Source organism: Phyllobacterium calauticae (genome assembly GCF_019991125.1).
GTDB lineage: Bacteria > Pseudomonadota > Alphaproteobacteria > Rhizobiales > Rhizobiaceae > Phyllobacterium > Phyllobacterium calauticae.
Genome location: NZ_JAGENB010000002.1, coordinates 517,975 through 533,386, shown reverse-complemented (window position 1 = coordinate 533,386; position 15,412 = coordinate 517,975). Strand labels below are relative to the sequence as shown.

Below are 15,412 nucleotides of genomic sequence, written 5' to 3'. Positions count from 1 at the left end.
CGACGACTGCCGCTCGCGCCGTCAATAGTAATTCATCACCGCATGCTTCGCCTCGGCGAAAAACAGCCAGCGCTCGACGAACAGGCCGACGAGGTGCGTGAGAACGGCAATGACCATCAGGCAGAGGCCGAGCACACCGCCGACAGCCATCGCCGTCAGCAGCGCCAGAACCGGCAGCAGAATGCCGCTGACAAAGGCGATGACCCAGAGTTTTTCAGCGTGTTTGCGCGCAACGCGAAATCCCATTTCCCGGGTGAGATAATTGTCCAGCGCATGCGGGCGTTCGAGCAGCCGCACTGTGCCGATACCGCCCAGTCCGGTGGCGCTTTCCGGCGTTGACAGCGGAACAAGCGTCCTTGCCCGCTTGCGCCAGACCATTTTCGCGACAAGTGCCAGCAGCACGAGCAGCAATGCCAGCAGTTGCAGTGGCAATCCGCGCGGTCCAGCGAAAAAAGCCGCCAGCAGCGCACCACCCGCAAGCGAAAACAGCAGGAAGCAAAGCGGCGTCAGCCGGGTGTGCCAGGAATCCACGGTTTTCAGCGATGCATAGATCATCGAGGTGCAATAGACCGTGATCAGCGCACCGAGCACCGTGATCAGGCCGAGAATGCCATCCTGCCGGTTCATGAAGAGGCACAGTGCAGTGTTCGACGTCAGCGGAATGAACGTCGCAATCGCCATCACACCTTCGCGCGACAGCCAGCTTGACCGCCACTGGCTCAGCGCCCGCCATGCCCGCTGCGGGTTGCCGAGATGCAGGAGTGATGCCAGGAGGCCGATGCTGATCAGCGCAAGGGCTGCAAGATACGCGATCTTGGTCGGCAATGCTGACGGGTCGAGAAACCCCAGCCCCAGCATGACGGCGAGGCCATAGCCAAGGCCCGACAGCGTGGTGAAGATGATGATCGAATAGGCTGGATGCATTCAGTGCATCCTCGGGGTGTCAAAAAACAAACTCATGTTCAAATCCGGTCCAGCGTTTTGTCGAGCCAGGCAAAGAACCCACTCGCGCCTTCGGTGTGCTCTGCAAGCGGAATCATCGGCGCGGCGCTGGCCAATGCCGTACGGGCGCGCGGCGGCAGATATTTGTTGGTCGGCCGGGTCTCCTGCTCCGGCATCAGATCGAACCCGCCCCGCTCCGCGACCATGACCGACACCTCGGATGTAGGATCGCCGAGATCGCCGTAATGGCGGGCATTGGCCGGGCATGTGCGCACGCAGGACGGCACCCGGTCTTCCTGCTGCAGCGTTTCGTTATAGATGCGGTCCACGCACAGCGTGCACTTCTTCATGACACCTGCCGCCAGATCCATTTCCCGCGCGCCGTAGGCGCAGGACCAGGCACAGAGACCGCAGCCGATGCACTTGTCCTCGTCGACAAGCACAATGCCGTCCTCGGCCCGCTTGTACGACGCACCGGTCGGACAGACCGTCACGCAGGGCGCATCCTCGCAGTGCAGGCAGGATTTCGGGAAATGCACCACCCGCGCGTCGCCCGCTTCGCCGATCACCTGTCCGCCGTCCGGCACCACCTCAAAGCTGTGAATGCGGTTGAGGAAGGTGCCGGAAACATCGTCGCCATAGGGGTGCTGGTCCGACAGCGCATTGCCATAGGCGCCGGTATTCCACTCCTTGCAGCTGATGACGCAGGCATGGCAGCCGACGCAGACATCGAGATCAATGACAAGGCCAAGTTTTTTGGCACTGCGGGTTTGCGGCAGGCTGGTCATGTCGTCCACTCCTGTCCGTAGCGCAATTGATCCGCCGGCTCCGGCTGATTGCCGGGCCGGTGCAGCGTCGAGAAATGCGGCTCGCTCACCGCCTCACCCGCCTCCGCCTTCTCGATGCGCACGCGCAAATCGTACCAGGCCGCCTGCCCGGTGATCGGATCGGAATTCGACCAGCGCATGCCATCGGCTTTCGGCGGCAGCAGTTCATGGATGAGATGGTTGAGCAGAAAGCCCTTGGTCGCCTCCGGCGCATTCCTGTCGAGCGCCCAGGCGCCGCTGCGCTTGCCGATGGCATTCCAGGTCCACATGGTCCTGTCGTTCACCGCCTCGGTGCGCGCGATCTCACACTTGATGCGGCCGTGATGCGACGTCACCCAGACCCAGTCACCATCCTTCAATCCCAGCTCATCGCAAATGCCGCCCGGCACATAGAGCGGGTTCTTGGTGTGGATCTGCCGCAGCCAGGCATTCTGCGAGCCCCAGGAATGATACATCGCCATGGGGCGCTGCGTGATCGCATGGTAGGGGAAAGCCTTGGTATCGACACCCTGTTCCTCGAACGGCCGGTACCACAGAGGCAGCGGATCGAAGCACTCCAGCAGCCGCTGCCGGTATTGTTCCGGCGCAACCGGCTTGCGGGTGCCCAGCGCCGACAGGCGGAATTTTTGCAGCGTCTCCACATAGAGCTGGATCGTCACCGGCTGCGGCGTATCGAAAAAGCCGGTATCGATGGCGAACTGCTGGTAGGCGGCATTGTGATGCTTGAAATACAGCGCCTCCTCCGGAATGTGCTTCATCCAGAAAGCGCCGTTGCCGATGTAGTTTTTCAGCTGGTCCGGGTTCGGCGTTCCGCGCCCCTCGCCTGTACCGTCCGCATCGCGCCAGCCCGACAGCGGACCGATGCCCGGCTTGCGCTGGTGATTGACGATGTAATCGGCATAATCCTTGTAGAGCGCCCCGCCCTGTTCATTGACGAAACCCGGCAATTTCAGCCGTGCGCCAAGATCGATCAGCACTGACTGAAAACCGCGCACATTGCGGTCCGGTTCCAGCACCGGCCAGCGGATGGCATCGCACGCGGCTTCCGGCTCGGAAATCGGCCGGTCGAGCAGCGAAATGCAATCGTGCCGCTCAAGATAGGTCGTATCCGGCAGCACAAGATCGGCATAGGCGACCATCTCCGAGGAGTAGGCGTCGGAATAGATGATCTTTGGAATTTTGTACTCGCCCGTCGCTTCATCGCGCGCTTCCAGCATTTTAATGGTGCCGCGCGTATTCATCGACGAATTCCACGCCATGTTCGCCATGTAGAGGAACAGCACGTCCACCGGATAGGGATCGCCCGCATGGGCATTGGCGATCACCATATGCATCATGCCATGGGCGGACAGCGGCGCTTCCCACGAAAAAGCCTTGTCGATGCGCTGTGGCTTGCCATCCGCATCGACCAGCAGGTCCTCCGGCCCAAGGGGATAGCCGAGATGCGGCCCGGCGAGCGGCTTGCCCGGCGTGACGTGCTCCGCCCGGCCGTGCGGGCGTGGATGGGCGCTGGCCGGTTTCGGATAGGGCGGCTTGTAGCGATAGCCGCCGGGGCAATCGATGGAGCCGATGATCGTCTGCAGCACATGCAGCGCCCGCGCCGACTGAAAGCCGTTGGAATGGGCCGAAATGCCGCGCATGGCATGGAAGGTCACCGGGCGGCCGATCATCACATCGTGCTGCTCGCCCTTCATGTCGGTCCACGGCTGGTTGAGGACAATCTCCTCCTCGAACGCTACCCGCGCGATTTCCGCAGCCAGACCTTTGATGGTCGCTGCCGATACACCGGTTTCAGCAGCGACGGCATCGGGCGCATATTGCGGGTCGAGATATTTTTCCGCCATCAGCCGCAGGACGCTGCGCACCTTGCGGTCGGCATCCGTGGTGAAATCGGCGTTCAGATCGGCGACGTGACCCGGCTCGTCAAAACGCACCAGCGCACCGGTTTTGCGATCGCGCACCAGCGCCTTGCCGAGATCGTCACGCAGGAACAGGCCGTGATCCTCCTTGCCCTCGTCGTCGATCACCAGCCACGGCGCATTGGTGTAGCGCTGGAGATAATCGAGATCGATCCGGCCGTTGCGGAACAGTTCATGGATGATCGCCAGGATCAGCAGCCCGTCGGTACCGGGACGGATCCCGATCCAGTTGTCTGCCACCGCTGAATAGCCCGTGCGCACAGGATTGACCGAGACGAACCGCGCGCCATTCTGCTTCAGCTTGGAAATGCCCATCTTGATCGGGTTGGAATCATGATCCTCGGCCACACCGAACAGCACGAACAGTTTGGTCTTGTCCCAGTCCGGCGCGCCGAATTCCCAGAAGGCACCACCGATCGTATAGATACCCGCCGCCGCCATGTTGACCGAACAAAACCCGCCATGGGCAGCGTAATTGGGCGTGCCGAAATTCTGCGCCCAGAAACTGGTTAGGGCCTGCGACTGGTCGCGGCCGGTGAAGAAGGCCAGTTTCTGCGGCGCGGTCTCGCGCACCGGCTGCAGCCAGTCGACGGCAAGCGACAGCGCCTCTTCCCAGCTGATTTCCTTGAACTCGCCCGATCCGCGCGGCCCGGTCCGCAACAGCGGCGCACGCAACCGCGCCGGCGAATAATGCTGCATGATTCCGGCCGAACCTTTGGCGCACAACACCCCCTTGTTGATCGGGTGATCGCGGTTGCCTTCGATGTAGCGGACCTTGCCGTCCTTCAGATGCACATTGATGCCGCAGCGGCAGGCGCACATGTAGCAGGTTGTCTTGGCGATTGTGTCACCCACCGGCGCCGACAGGGCAATGTACGGTTCGGTTTGCATGGGGTGATTGCCTCGCTTGTCACAGAATCCCTGTTTTATAAGAACAATTCCAATCTACCAAACACTCTAACGACATCTCACCAGGAAAACGGCATCATATGATTTGCCAAGAAGTTGCCTCTTGCCAAATCGTCGCCAAGGCTGATTTGATATACCAATGGATGAAAAGCTCTCCCGTGCAATCGAAAAGCGGCGTGACGACCTCGTTGCGCTGACCCGTGATCTCATACGCTTTCCCACGGTCAATCCACCCGGTGAAGCCTATGCACCCTGCGCTGAATTTATCGCGCAACGGTTGAAGAAGAGCGGTTTCGAGACCCAGCTGATTCGCGGCGAAGGTACACCCGGCGATACGGACCGCTATCCGCGCACCAATATCGTCGCGCGCTTTGATGGCCGGACACCTGGCCAGACCGTGCATTTCAATTCGCATATCGACGTGGTCGATGCGGGCGAAGGCTGGACGGTCGACCCGTTCGAGGGCGTGGTAAAAGACGGGAAAGTCTACGGGCGCGGCGCCTGCGACATGAAGGGCGGGCTTGCCGCTTCGATCATCGCAGCCGAGGCCTTCCTTGAAGTCTATCCGGACTTTGCCGGTTCGATCGAGATTTCAGGCACGGTGGACGAGGAATCCGGCGGTTTCGGCGGCGTCGCCTATCTCGCCAGCAAGGGCTTTTTCTCAAAGCCGCGCGTCGACCACGTCATCATTCCCGAGCCGCTGAACAAGGACCGCATCTGCCTTGGCCATCGCGGCGTCTGGTGGGCCGAGATCGAGACCAAGGGCGAGATTGCCCATGGCTCCATGCCGTTTCTCGGCGATTGCGCCGTGCGCCACATGGGCGCGGTGCTCGACGCTTTTGAAAAGGAGCTGTTTCCGGCGCTCGACAAGAAGCAGACCCGCATGCCCGTGGTGCCGGAAGGCGCCAAGCGCTCCACCATGAACATCAATTCGATCCATGGCGGCCAGACCGATGATTATTCCGGCCTGCCCTCGCCCAACGTGCCGGATTCCTGTCGCCTCGTCATCGACCGGCGCTTCCTGCTCGAAGAAGACATCGTCGAGGTCAAGCGCGAGGTGACGTCGATCCTCGACCGGCTGCAATGGGAGCGGCCGAAATTCCACTACAACATCCGCGACATCATGGAGGTGCAGCCGCTGATGACCGAGCGCGACGCGCCCGTGGTCACCGCCGTTGCGCAGGGCATCCGCGACGTCTTCGGCAAGGAGCCGGAATATGTCATTTCGCCCGGCACCTATGACCAGAAGCACATCGCCCGCATCGGCCTGCTGCATGATTGCATCGCCTACGGGCCGGGTATTCTCGACCTCGCCCACCGTCCCGACGAATATGTGGGCATCGAGGACATGGTCGAGTCGGCAAAGGTCATGGCGCTCGGCCTGAAAGTTCTGCTGTCCGGCTCAATCTAGGCATGGTTCTCAAAACAAAAATGTGCTGATCTGCACGGGGTTTACGGCAAAGTCCTTGGGAGACGTTGAATGAACAAATTCTGGAAGTCGGCCCTTGCGGCCAGCGCGCTTGTCCTGCTTTCCACCACCGCATCCCTTGCCGCCAAAACCGACCTCGTGCTGGGCGTCGTCTTGGAACCGCCGCACCTCGATCCGACCGCCGGTGCAGCCACGGCGATCGGCGAAGTGGTCTACGCCAATGTGTTCGAGGGGCTGACACGCATCAATGCCAAGGGCGAGGTTCTGCCAGCCCTCGCCGAGAGCTGGACCGTGTCGGACGACGGCAAGATCTATACTTTCAAGCTGCACAAGGACGTGAAATTCCACGATGGCACGGCCTTTGACGCGCAGGATGTCAAATTCTCGCTCGACCGGGCGCGCGACGAAAAATCCGTCAACCCGCAAAAGCCGCTGTTCGCCGCCATCGACACGGTGGAGGTCGTCGATCCGCTGACCGTCAAGGTCACGCTCAAACAGCCCAATGGCGATTTCCTCTACAATATGGGCTGGGCCGCCGCAGTCATCGTCGCGCCGGAAAGCGCCGACACCAACAAGGAAAAGCCCGTCGGCACCGGGCCTTTCAAATTCGACACCTGGGCCAAGGGCTCGCAGATCGTCATCTCCAGAAATCCCGCCTATTGGGGCGCGCCGGTTGCCCTTGATAAGGCGACGTTCCGCATCATCCCCGATCCGGCCGCCGCGACGGCAGCGCTGCTCGCCGGCGACGTGCAGGCGTTCCCTGTGTTCCCCAGCTATGAGGCCGTGCCGCAGTTCCAGGCCGATCCGCGCTTCAAGGTGGTCATCGGCACCACGGAGGGCGAGACCGTCCTTGGCATGAACAACCAGAAGCCGCCCTTCGACAATCTCAAGGTCAGGCAGGCGATCGGCCACGCCATCGACCGCAAGACCCTGATCGATGGCGCCATGTTCGGCCTGGGAACGCCCATCGGCTCGTTTTTCCCGCCGCACCACCCCGCCTATATCGACCTGACGGCCGAGTCCGCCTACGATCCGGCCCTGTCGAAGAAACTGCTGGCGGAGGCCGGCCATCCCGACGGCTTCAAGACCACGCTGAAGCTGCCGCCTCCCGTCTATGCCCGCCGTGGCGGCGAGATCATTGCCGCGGAATTGCGTGAAATCGGCATCGAAGCGGAAATCATTCCGGTCGAATGGGCGCAGTGGCTGGAGCAGGTGTTCAAAGGCAGGGATTACGACATGACCATCGTGTCGCACACCGAGCCGAACGACCTCAACATCTTTGCCCGCGACAATTACTATTTCAACTACACCAGCCCGGCCTTCCGTGAGGTGATCAAGCAGATCGAGGCGACCTCCGATACGGCCAAGCGCACCGAACTCTACCAGCAGGCGCAAAAAATTCTGGCTGCAGACGCCCCGGTCGCCTTTCTCTTCCAGCTGCCGAAAACCGGCATCTGGGATGCCAAGGTCGAAGGACTGTGGGAAAACGGCCCCATCCCGGCCAATGACCTGACGGCGGTGAAATGGGCGGAATGATCGATTGATGGCTCTGCACGGTTCTTGCACCCCCCTCTGCCCTGTCGGGCATCTCCCCCACAAGGGGGGAGATCACATCGACATGGACGCTTTCGCACAACAGGAACTGTTTCAGATTTCGCAAAGACGGCAATGTAGGCTGATCTCCCCCCTTGTGGGGGAGATGTCCGGCAGGACAGAGGGGGGTAAGCAACTCTACCCAGGGTCAAAGAGCCCATGCTGAACTACGTATCGAAGCGAATTCTGATCGGCATCCTGACGCTGCTGGCTGCTTCCATCGTCGTGTTCATCGTGCTGGACGTCGTGCCCGGCGATCCGGCGCGGCTGATGCTCGGCATGAACGCCACCGAGGAAGCCGTGCGGGCCCTGCAGCAGCAGATGGGGCTCGACCAGCCCCTGCTCGTCCGCTATGCCAGCTGGATCGGCGGGCTCCTCGTCGGCGATTTCGGCAAATCCTATACCTATTCGGTTCCCGTCCTGAACCTCATCACCGAACGCATCGCCGTTTCCCTGCCGCTGGCGCTGATTTCGCTGTTCCTGTCGACAGTCATCGCCATTCCTGTCGGCCTGTTCTCGGCGTCGCGGCGCGGCACGATGGCTGACAGCGGCACGATGGCGATTGCGCAGGTCGGCGTTGCCATTCCCAATTTCTGGTTCGCGCTGCTGCTGGTCTATGTCTTCGCCGTCAGCCTGCGCCTCGTTCCCGCCGGTGGCTTTCCCGGCTGGAATGCCGGTGTCTGGGCCGGGTTCAAGTCGCTGATCCTGCCCTCCATCGCGCTTGGCCTGCCGCAGGCCGCCATCCTTGCCCGCGTCACCCGTTCCGCGCTGCTCGACGTGCTTGGCGAGGACTATATCCGCACGGCCCGCGCCAAGGGCCTCACCCGCCGCAAGGTGCTGTACCGCCATGCCCTGCGCAACGCCCTGATCCCGGTCCTGACCATTCTCGGCCTGCAGTTCGCCTTTCTGCTGGCCGGTACGATCATCATCGAGAATGTCTTCTACCTGCCCGGACTGGGCCGCCTGGTGTTCCAGGCGATCACCCAGCGCGATCTCATAGTGGTCCAGGGCGTCGTCATGCTGCTGGTCGCCGCGGTCATCGTCGTCAACCTTCTGGTCGATCTTTCCTATGCGCTGGTCGATCCGCGCCTGCGGGGCCGCTCATGAGCGCACCCACGGAATGGCAGGCCAACATCTCGAAGGCCTTTTCCAACCGGTCCTTCGTCATCGGCCTGACGATCACGGTCCTGCTGGCATTGATGGCAGCGCTCTCCTTCATCTGGACACCCTATGCCGTCGGCTCCTTCGACATTCTCGGCAAGCTCAAACCGTCATCCTCGGCCCATTGGCTTGGCACTGACCATTTCGGCCGCGATATCCTGTCGATGATCATGGTCGGCAGCCGCAATTCCATTGCCGTGGCCTTTGTGTCCGTCGTCATCGGCGCCGGCATCGGTGTGCCGCTCGGCCTGTGGGCAGCGGCCCGCAGCGGCATGATCGATGAAGCCCTGATGCGCTTCAACGATCTCGTCTTCGCCTTTCCGGCCCTGCTTTCCGCCGTCATGATCACGGCCGTGTTCGGCCCCGGCGCGATCAACGCCATCATCGCCATCGGTATTTTCAACATTCCGGTCTTCGCCCGCGTCGCCCGCGGTGCCGCGCTGTCGCTGTGGCCGCGCGAATATATTCTGGCCGCCCGCGCAGCAGGCAAGAGCAGCCTGCTCATCACCATCGAACACATCCTGCCCAACATGATGAACATTCTTGTGGTACAGGGCACCATCCAGTTCTCCCTCGGCATCCTGGCGGAAGCGGGCCTGTCCTATGTCGGCCTCGGCTCGCAGCCGCCCATGCCGAGCTGGGGGCGGATGCTGTTCGAGGCGCAGACCATGATCGGCCTGGCGCCGCACATGGCGCTCTATCCCGGCCTCGCCATCGTCATCACCGTGCTCGGGCTCAATCTTCTGGGCGATGGCCTGCGCGATGTTCTCGACCCGAAAATGCGGCGGGAGCGTTCATGAACCTGCTTGAAATCAGCAAACTGACCCTGCGCATCGGCGCGTTCGAGGCCCTGAAAGGCATCGACCTTTCGGTGAGGACAGGCGAAATCCGCGCGCTTGTCGGCGAATCCGGTTCGGGGAAATCCATGACGGCGCTGAGCATCATGAAGCTGCTGCCGGGCGGCGCGCGGACCGGCGGGCAAATCAACTTCGGCGGCAAGGATCTGCTCACAGCCAGCGAAGCGGAGATGTGCCGCCTGCGCGGCAATGAGATCGGCATGGTGTTTCAGGAGCCGATGACCGCCCTCAACCCGGTCAAGACAATCGGCGAACAGGTGGCCGAAGGCATCAGGCTGCACACCGGCGCAACCCGCGCCATCGCCGAGGAACAGACGCGCGCCATACTCGACCGGGTCGGCCTGCCCGGGGCGAAATTCCCCCTCGGCCGCTATCCGCATGAACTGTCCGGCGGCCAGCGCCAGCGGGTGGTGATCGCCATCGCCTGCGCGCTCAAACCGCGCCTGCTGATTGCCGACGAACCCACCACCGCACTCGATGTCGTCCTGCAGGCGCAGATTCTCGACCTCCTGCAAAGCCTCGTCGACGAGGAACGGATGGGCCTGCTGCTGATCAGCCACGACCTCGCCGTGGTCGCGGGCATGGCCCATTCGATCACCGTGCTGCGGCATGGCGAGGTCATGGATACCGGCGAAACCACGCAGATCCTGAGCGAGCAGACGCATCCCTATACGCGCCAGCTGGCACAGGCCTCCATGCATGTACCGGAGCGCACGGCGCATCACCTGACCCTGGCAACCCCGGATGGCCCGTTGCTGGCGATCCGCAACCTCACGCGCACCTATCCGGGCCGCCGCAAGGGACTGTTCGGCCGCGATCCGGATTTCCGGGCGGTGGACGATGTCACTTTCGATATCAAGCCGGGGCAGTCCACGGCCCTTGTCGGGCGGTCCGGCTGCGGCAAGTCCACCCTCGCCCGCATGGTTCTGGCGCTTGACCGGCCGACCGACGGCCAGATTCATTTCGCCGGGCGGCGCATCGACAAGCTGACGCCGGACGATCTGCGCCCGGTGCGGCGCAACATGCAGGTGGTGTTTCAGGACCCCTACGGTTCCTTCAATCCACGCCACAAGGCCGAGCGCCTGATCGCGGAGCCGCTCTATCTGCTCGACCGCGAATTGTCCGACGGCGAGCGGCGCGACCGGGTGCACCGCGCACTGGAGCGGGTCGGCATCCCGCGCGCCGACAAGGACAAATATCCGCACGAGTTTTCCGGCGGCCAGCGCCAGCGGCTCGCCATTGCCCGCGCCATCATCACCGAACCGAAACTCATCGTCGCCGACGAGCCGGTATCCGCCCTCGACGTGTCGATCCGCGCGCAGATTCTCGATCTCTTCGCCGACCTCAACGACCGGCTGGGCATCGCCTATCTGTTCATCACCCACGATCTTGCCGTGGCGCGGGCCATCACCGATACGGTCATGGTGATGTCCGAGGGAAAGATCGTCGAGCGCGGCAAGACCGAGGAAATCCTGCGCCAGCCGCTGTCGGAAGCCGGCCGGGCACTGGTCCGGGCCTCACCCGACCTGCACAAGGCCCTCGCTCGCCGGATCACCGAGCAGGGTTAAAACAGTCCAAGGAAAAACAGGACCAGCAGCACGCCCATGAAAAGTGCTGTCGCGACGCTGTAGACGCGCAGCGCCGCATCGATGTGCGCCGCACCGGCATCGCGGTGGCCGGACCCGTTGAGCATCGGCTCGTTGGCAACCACGCCGCCATAGATGCGCGGTCCGGCAAGCGCCACGTCGATGGCCCCGGCCATGGCCGCCTCGGGCCAACCGGCATTGGGCGAGCGATGCAGCCGTGCATCGCGCATCATCACGTCGAACGAACGGGCTGCGGCTTTTCCGCCATGCACGATCCACGCGGCCGCAGCGATCAGCAATCCGGTCAGGCGCGCCGGGATCCAGTTGGCGACATCATCCAGCTTGGCGGCGAACCGGCCAAAGTCGCGATGGCGGTCATTGAGATGGCCGATCATCGAATCCGCGGTGTTCAGCATCTTGTAGGCGAGAAGCCCCGGCAGGCCGAGCAGTGCAAACCAGAAGGCCGGAGCAATAATGCCGTCTGACGTGTTTTCGGCAAGGCTTTCAATCGCAGCGCGCGTGATGGCCGCCTCGTCGAGCACCTGCGGATCGCGCCCGACAATCATCGACACGGCACGGCGCGCACCCACCAGCCCGTCATTGCGCAGCGCATCGGCAACCCGCGCGACGTGCTCGCCCAGGCTTTTCTGCGCCAGGAATACCGCGACGATCAGGGCTTCGATCAGCCCGCCGAACGGCGGAATCATCGTCAGCGCCCAATGGATCAGCACGCCAACACCTGCCGCCACAAGCAACAGGGCAAGCATCGCGAGAAAACCGTTGCGGCGCTTTTCCTCCTCGGTATGCCCAGCCCTGTTGAAACGCTTGTCGATGAAGGCGATGGCTTTGCCGAACAGCACGACGGGATGCGGCACCCGCTGCCACAACCAGTCGGGATCGCCGACATAACGGTCCGCCAAGAGGGCAAGAAACAGAATCAAAAGGTTGATTTCCATGGATGATTCGATCCCGTTGATTCAAAATCTCAGCTTCGCACAGCGTCCATTGCTATAACGGCACGCTGCCGGAATGTCTCTGCGTCATTCTCATCCAGTGGCAGGCCAAAGCGCAACCACTGCGGTGCATAGGCGAATTTGCGCACCAGCACGTGCTGCGCGCACAGGGCCTCGAACAGGGCATGGGCGCGCCTGTGCTCGACCAGCGCAAACAGATCGGTGCCGGCGATTTCCTTCAGGCCGACCCCGGAAAAAACCGCGGAGAGGAGCTTGCGCCGCCGGGTCAGCCGGGCGCTGAAAGCGGCAAGCGCTGACGTGTCGGTAAAGGCGTGCCGGGCAATCGCCAGCGCCGGACCGGAGGCGGCCCACGGCCCCATGCGCTGCGTCAGCTTCGCCGCGAGCGGCGGGCTGGTCAGGGCGAAGCCGAGCCGCAGGCCGGCAAGGCCGAAGAACTTGCCGAACGATTTGAGCACGATCAGCCCATTTTGACCGCACTGCGCGGCAATGCTCGTTTCGGGATGCGGATCGGCAAAGGCTTCATCGACGATCAGGAAACCGCCCCGTGCCTGCAATGTCCCGGCAAGCGCAATCAGCGTGTCCTTTGCGACAATGCGGCCATCCGGATTGTTGGGATTGACGATGACGGCGACCCTGGCCGACGGCGGAATGCCCGAGACGTCGGCGCACGGTGTCACCGTCCAGCCCGCCCGTTCGAACGAGGACTGGTGCTCCTGATAGGTCGGACCGACGATCGCCACCTCGCCGCGATCCGTCAGATCCGGTATGATCTGGATCAGCGCCTGCGTGCCGGGCGCCGCGGCAATGCCTGTACCCGCCAAGGCGCCGTAGTAAACACGGGCTGCCTCGAGCGCCGCTGCCAGCAGGTTTTCATCGGGCAAACGGTTCCACACGTCCGGATGAATGGATGGCAGCGGAAAGACCTCCGGATTGATGCCGGTGGACAGGTCAATCCAGTCTTCACGCCGCCCGCCAAACCGGCTTATGGCGCGATCAAGCGCGCCGCCATGCTCAATCTGCATCATCCGGCCATATCGATCATGTGCATGTAGGAACCCGATACCGAGCCGACCCGCAGGCCCGCCTCGCCGAGATCTTCGCCCAGCGCATCGCGGACGCGAAACAGCCGCGCGGCGTCCCCTTCGCGCACAATGCTGGCATAGTGGAATTCATGCGCGGTGAAGGGAAACGGAAACGGCGAAGCCGCCAGCGGCTCGATCCGGCGGTAGCCCAGATGCATCCGGCGCTCGGCAAAGCTGGTCTGCAACGGCAGCAGGCCGAGCATGCCATGGGTTTTTCCGGCGGCGTCCTCGATGCTTTCGCCCAGCACCATGTAGCCGCCGCATTCCCCGTAGATCGGGATGCCGCGCTGCGCCGCCTGGCGGATACCGGCGGTAAAATTGGCAGCCGTCGCCAGCTGTTCCGCATAAAGTTCGGGATAGCCGCCGGGCAGATAGACCGCATCGCTGTCCGCTGCCGGGGCTTCGTCGTTCAGCGGCGAAAAGAAGCTGATCTGCGCACCGCGGCGGCGCCAGCCATCGAGCAGATGCAGGTAGGAAAAGGCAAAGGCGTTGTCGCGGGCCACTGCAATGTGCTGGCCGAGCGGCGGCACGCGCGCAATATTGGCCATGGAGGCGACGGGACCCAGACGCCCGGCGATCTGCTGCAGCGCGGCAAGATCGATCTGCCTCCCCATGACCTCGCCCGCATGGGCCATGAACGCATCGAGCGCGCAATGTTCCCCCGCCTGCACCAGCCCGAGGTGGCGCTCCGGCAGATGCAGCCTCGGGTCGCGCGCAATGGCGCCGAGAACCGGAATGCCGACCGGCTGCAGCGCGGCGCGCAGCATGGCCTCGTGCCGGGCGCTGCCGACGCGGTTGAGCACCAGCCCGGCGATCATCAGCGTGCGGCGGAAATCCCGGAAGCCACTGACCACGGCGGCAATCGAATGCGACTGCTTTGCGCAGTCGAGCACCAGAATGACCGGCAGCGACAGGCGCACGGCAAGATCTGCGGCGGATCCCTTGCCGTCCAGCGCACCGTCGAAAAGCCCCATCATGCCCTCGACCACCAGCGTCTTGCCGCCTTCCGCATGACGCGATGCCAGGGCGCTGATCAGGTCGGGCCGCATCGCCCAGGGATCGAGATTGATGCAGGGCACATCGCTGGCAACGCTGTGATAGGCCGGATCGATATAGTCGGGACCCGCCTTGGCCGGCGCGATTTTCACGCCGCCATCGCGCAGCGCGCGCAGCAAACCCAGCGTTACCGTGGTCTTGCCGCTTCCCGATGCCGGGGCGGCGATGACAAAGCCCTTCATCCCGCATCCTTTTCGCGGCGTGTTCCCAGCGGATCGACCTGCAGCACACGCCCGTCCAGTGCCCCCAGCCAGTCGAGCGCATTGCGCAGGCGCACCACCTCGCCGATGACAACGATGGCGGGCGGGCGCAGTCCCGCCTGTTCCACAGCGTCCTCGGCCTGCGCAAGGGTTGTTTCCAGCACTGTCTGCGCGCCCGTCGTGGCATTACAGACAAAGGCCATGGGTTCGTCCTTCGCGCGGCCCGCCGCCATCAGCTTGGCGGCAATGACGCCGATATGCTTCATCGCCATGTACATGACGATGACGGACGAACCCTTGGAGATGCTCGCCCAGTCCATCGTATCGGGAATGAGGCCCGTGGCGTCGTGTCCGGTCAGGAAGGTCACGCTCTGGTTGGTCTCGCGGTGGGTCACCGGAATGCCCGCATAGGCGAGCCCGCCGATACCGGCGGTGATTCCCGGCACGATGCGGAAGGGAATGCCATGCTCGACCAGCGTCAGCGCTTCCTCGCCGCCCCGGCCGAAGACGAAGGGATCACCGCCCTTCAGGCGCAGCACCCGCTTGCCGGCCTTGGCCAGTTCCACCAGACGCAATGAGATATCGCGCTGCTGCGGCGAAGGTTTGCCGCCGCGCTTTCCGGCATATTCGAGTTCCGCGTCCGCACGGGCAAAGGAAAGGCATTCCTCGTTGACCAGCGCGTCATAGACAATGGCATCGGCCTGTTCGAGCGCATTGACCGCATGCAGCGTCAACAGCCCGGGATCACCCGGCCCGGCCCCGACAAGCCAGACATGACCCGTTTCGAACTTCGGCAATTTTGACGTCACTGCGCTCATCGCGCTCCCCGTATCTGTTGCATCGCGCATAGCATAATTTTCCGCATCGCAAGCATGAA

12 protein-coding genes are annotated in these 15,412 nt (G+C 63.0%); 5 read left to right on the top strand and 7 right to left on the bottom strand.

The genetic code is table 11. The annotated features are described in order from the left end of the window. Positions 1–21: 21 nt before the first annotated feature. The 3 genes from J1W56_RS08470 to J1W56_RS08460 are packed head-to-tail and all read right to left on the bottom strand — an operon-like array spanning position 22 to position 4,579. Positions 22–924 carry a dimethyl sulfoxide reductase anchor subunit family protein gene (locus J1W56_RS08470; RefSeq protein ID WP_223612861.1) on the bottom strand — a complete coding sequence of 301 codons (903 nt, stop codon included), beginning with the start codon at positions 922–924 and terminating at the stop codon, positions 22–24. Positions 925–962: 38 nt separating this feature from the next. Further along, positions 963–1,730, bottom strand: coding sequence for a 4Fe-4S dicluster domain-containing protein (locus J1W56_RS08465; RefSeq protein ID WP_223612860.1), 768 nt, complete (start codon positions 1,728–1,730; stop codon positions 963–965). Beyond that, positions 1,727–4,579, bottom strand: a complete 2,853-nt coding sequence (locus J1W56_RS08460) for a molybdopterin oxidoreductase family protein (protein ID WP_223612859.1) — start codon at positions 4,577–4,579, stop codon at positions 1,727–1,729. The genes J1W56_RS08465 and J1W56_RS08460 overlap by 4 nt, the downstream gene beginning before the upstream one ends. A 157-nt stretch (positions 4,580–4,736) precedes the next feature. On the opposite strand from J1W56_RS08460, the gene J1W56_RS08455 reads away from it, so the two are divergent. The 5 genes from J1W56_RS08455 to J1W56_RS08435 all read left to right on the top strand — a co-directional run bounded on the left by J1W56_RS08455 (position 4,737) and on the right by J1W56_RS08435 (position 11,205). Then, the gene (locus J1W56_RS08455; protein ID WP_223612858.1) at positions 4,737–6,008 is read left to right on the top strand and encodes an acetylornithine deacetylase/succinyl-diaminopimelate desuccinylase family protein; all 1,272 of its coding nucleotides are present in this window, start codon (positions 4,737–4,739) and stop codon (positions 6,006–6,008) included. Between the two features lie 69 nt (positions 6,009–6,077). Further along, positions 6,078–7,562: an ABC transporter substrate-binding protein gene (locus tag J1W56_RS08450; RefSeq protein ID WP_223612857.1), complete on the top strand. Its 1,485-nt coding sequence runs from the start codon at positions 6,078–6,080 to the stop codon at positions 7,560–7,562. 216 nt (positions 7,563–7,778) lie between these two features. Further along, the gene (locus tag J1W56_RS08445) at positions 7,779–8,726 is read left to right on the top strand and encodes an ABC transporter permease (RefSeq protein ID WP_223612856.1); all 948 of its coding nucleotides are present in this window, start codon (positions 7,779–7,781) and stop codon (positions 8,724–8,726) included. Beyond that, complete coding sequence (locus tag J1W56_RS08440) at positions 8,723–9,580, top strand: ABC transporter permease (RefSeq protein WP_223612855.1); 858 nt, start codon at positions 8,723–8,725, stop codon at positions 9,578–9,580. Before J1W56_RS08445 ends, J1W56_RS08440 begins: the two co-directional genes overlap by 4 nt. Next, on the top strand, positions 9,577–11,205 hold the full coding sequence (locus tag J1W56_RS08435; protein ID WP_223612854.1) for an ABC transporter ATP-binding protein: 1,629 nt from the start codon (positions 9,577–9,579) through the stop codon (positions 11,203–11,205). The genes J1W56_RS08440 and J1W56_RS08435 overlap by 4 nt, the downstream gene beginning before the upstream one ends. Here J1W56_RS08435 and cbiB read toward each other — a convergent pair. Genes cbiB through cobA form a run of 4 tightly spaced genes read right to left on the bottom strand, consistent with a single transcriptional unit; the run spans position 11,202 to position 15,383 of the window. Continuing rightward, positions 11,202–12,179: an adenosylcobinamide-phosphate synthase CbiB gene (gene cbiB / locus J1W56_RS08430; protein WP_223612853.1), complete on the bottom strand. Its 978-nt coding sequence runs from the start codon at positions 12,177–12,179 to the stop codon at positions 11,202–11,204. The two genes, J1W56_RS08435 and cbiB, sit on opposite strands and share 4 nt — an antisense overlap. A 29-nt stretch (positions 12,180–12,208) precedes the next feature. Next, the gene (gene cobD / locus J1W56_RS08425) at positions 12,209–13,219 is read right to left on the bottom strand and encodes a threonine-phosphate decarboxylase CobD (RefSeq protein WP_223613469.1); all 1,011 of its coding nucleotides are present in this window, start codon (positions 13,217–13,219) and stop codon (positions 12,209–12,211) included. Then, complete coding sequence (locus tag J1W56_RS08420) at positions 13,219–14,517, bottom strand: cobyrinate a,c-diamide synthase (RefSeq protein ID WP_223612852.1); 1,299 nt, start codon at positions 14,515–14,517, stop codon at positions 13,219–13,221. The genes cobD and J1W56_RS08420 overlap by 1 nt, the downstream gene beginning before the upstream one ends. After that, positions 14,514–15,383 (bottom strand): uroporphyrinogen-III C-methyltransferase, encoded by an 870-nt coding sequence (cobA, locus tag J1W56_RS08415; protein WP_404928111.1) that lies wholly within the window; start codon positions 15,381–15,383, stop codon positions 14,514–14,516. Before cobA ends, J1W56_RS08420 begins: the two co-directional genes overlap by 4 nt. Positions 15,384–15,412 lie beyond the last annotated feature (29 nt).

Bases quoted from the DNA above. Each gene is read 5' to 3' on its own strand.
- J1W56_RS08460 (WP_223612859.1), bottom strand. From the start codon at position 4,579: ATGCAAACCGAACCGTACATTGCCCTGTCGGCGCCGGTGGGTGACACA.
- cbiB (WP_223612853.1), bottom strand. From the start codon at position 12,179: ATGGAAATCAACCTTTTGATTCTGTTTCTTGCCCTCTTGGCGGACCGT.
- J1W56_RS08440 (WP_223612855.1), top strand. From the start codon at position 8,723: ATGAGCGCACCCACGGAATGGCAGGCCAACATCTCGAAGGCCTTTTCC.
- J1W56_RS08465 (WP_223612860.1), bottom strand. From the start codon at position 1,730: ATGACCAGCCTGCCGCAAACCCGCAGTGCCAAAAAACTTGGCCTTGTC.
- J1W56_RS08455 (WP_223612858.1), top strand. From the start codon at position 4,737: ATGGATGAAAAGCTCTCCCGTGCAATCGAAAAGCGGCGTGACGACCTC.
- cobA (WP_404928111.1), bottom strand. From the start codon at position 15,383: ATGCGCGATGCAACAGATACGGGGAGCGCGATGAGCGCAGTGACGTCA.
- J1W56_RS08420 (WP_223612852.1), bottom strand. From the start codon at position 14,517: ATGAAGGGCTTTGTCATCGCCGCCCCGGCATCGGGAAGCGGCAAGACC.
- J1W56_RS08435 (WP_223612854.1), top strand. From the start codon at position 9,577: ATGAACCTGCTTGAAATCAGCAAACTGACCCTGCGCATCGGCGCGTTC.
- J1W56_RS08450 (WP_223612857.1), top strand. From the start codon at position 6,078: ATGAACAAATTCTGGAAGTCGGCCCTTGCGGCCAGCGCGCTTGTCCTG.
- J1W56_RS08470 (WP_223612861.1), bottom strand. From the start codon at position 924: ATGCATCCAGCCTATTCGATCATCATCTTCACCACGCTGTCGGGCCTT.
- J1W56_RS08445 (WP_223612856.1), top strand. From the start codon at position 7,779: ATGCTGAACTACGTATCGAAGCGAATTCTGATCGGCATCCTGACGCTG.
- cobD (WP_223613469.1), bottom strand. From the start codon at position 13,219: ATGCAGATTGAGCATGGCGGCGCGCTTGATCGCGCCATAAGCCGGTTT.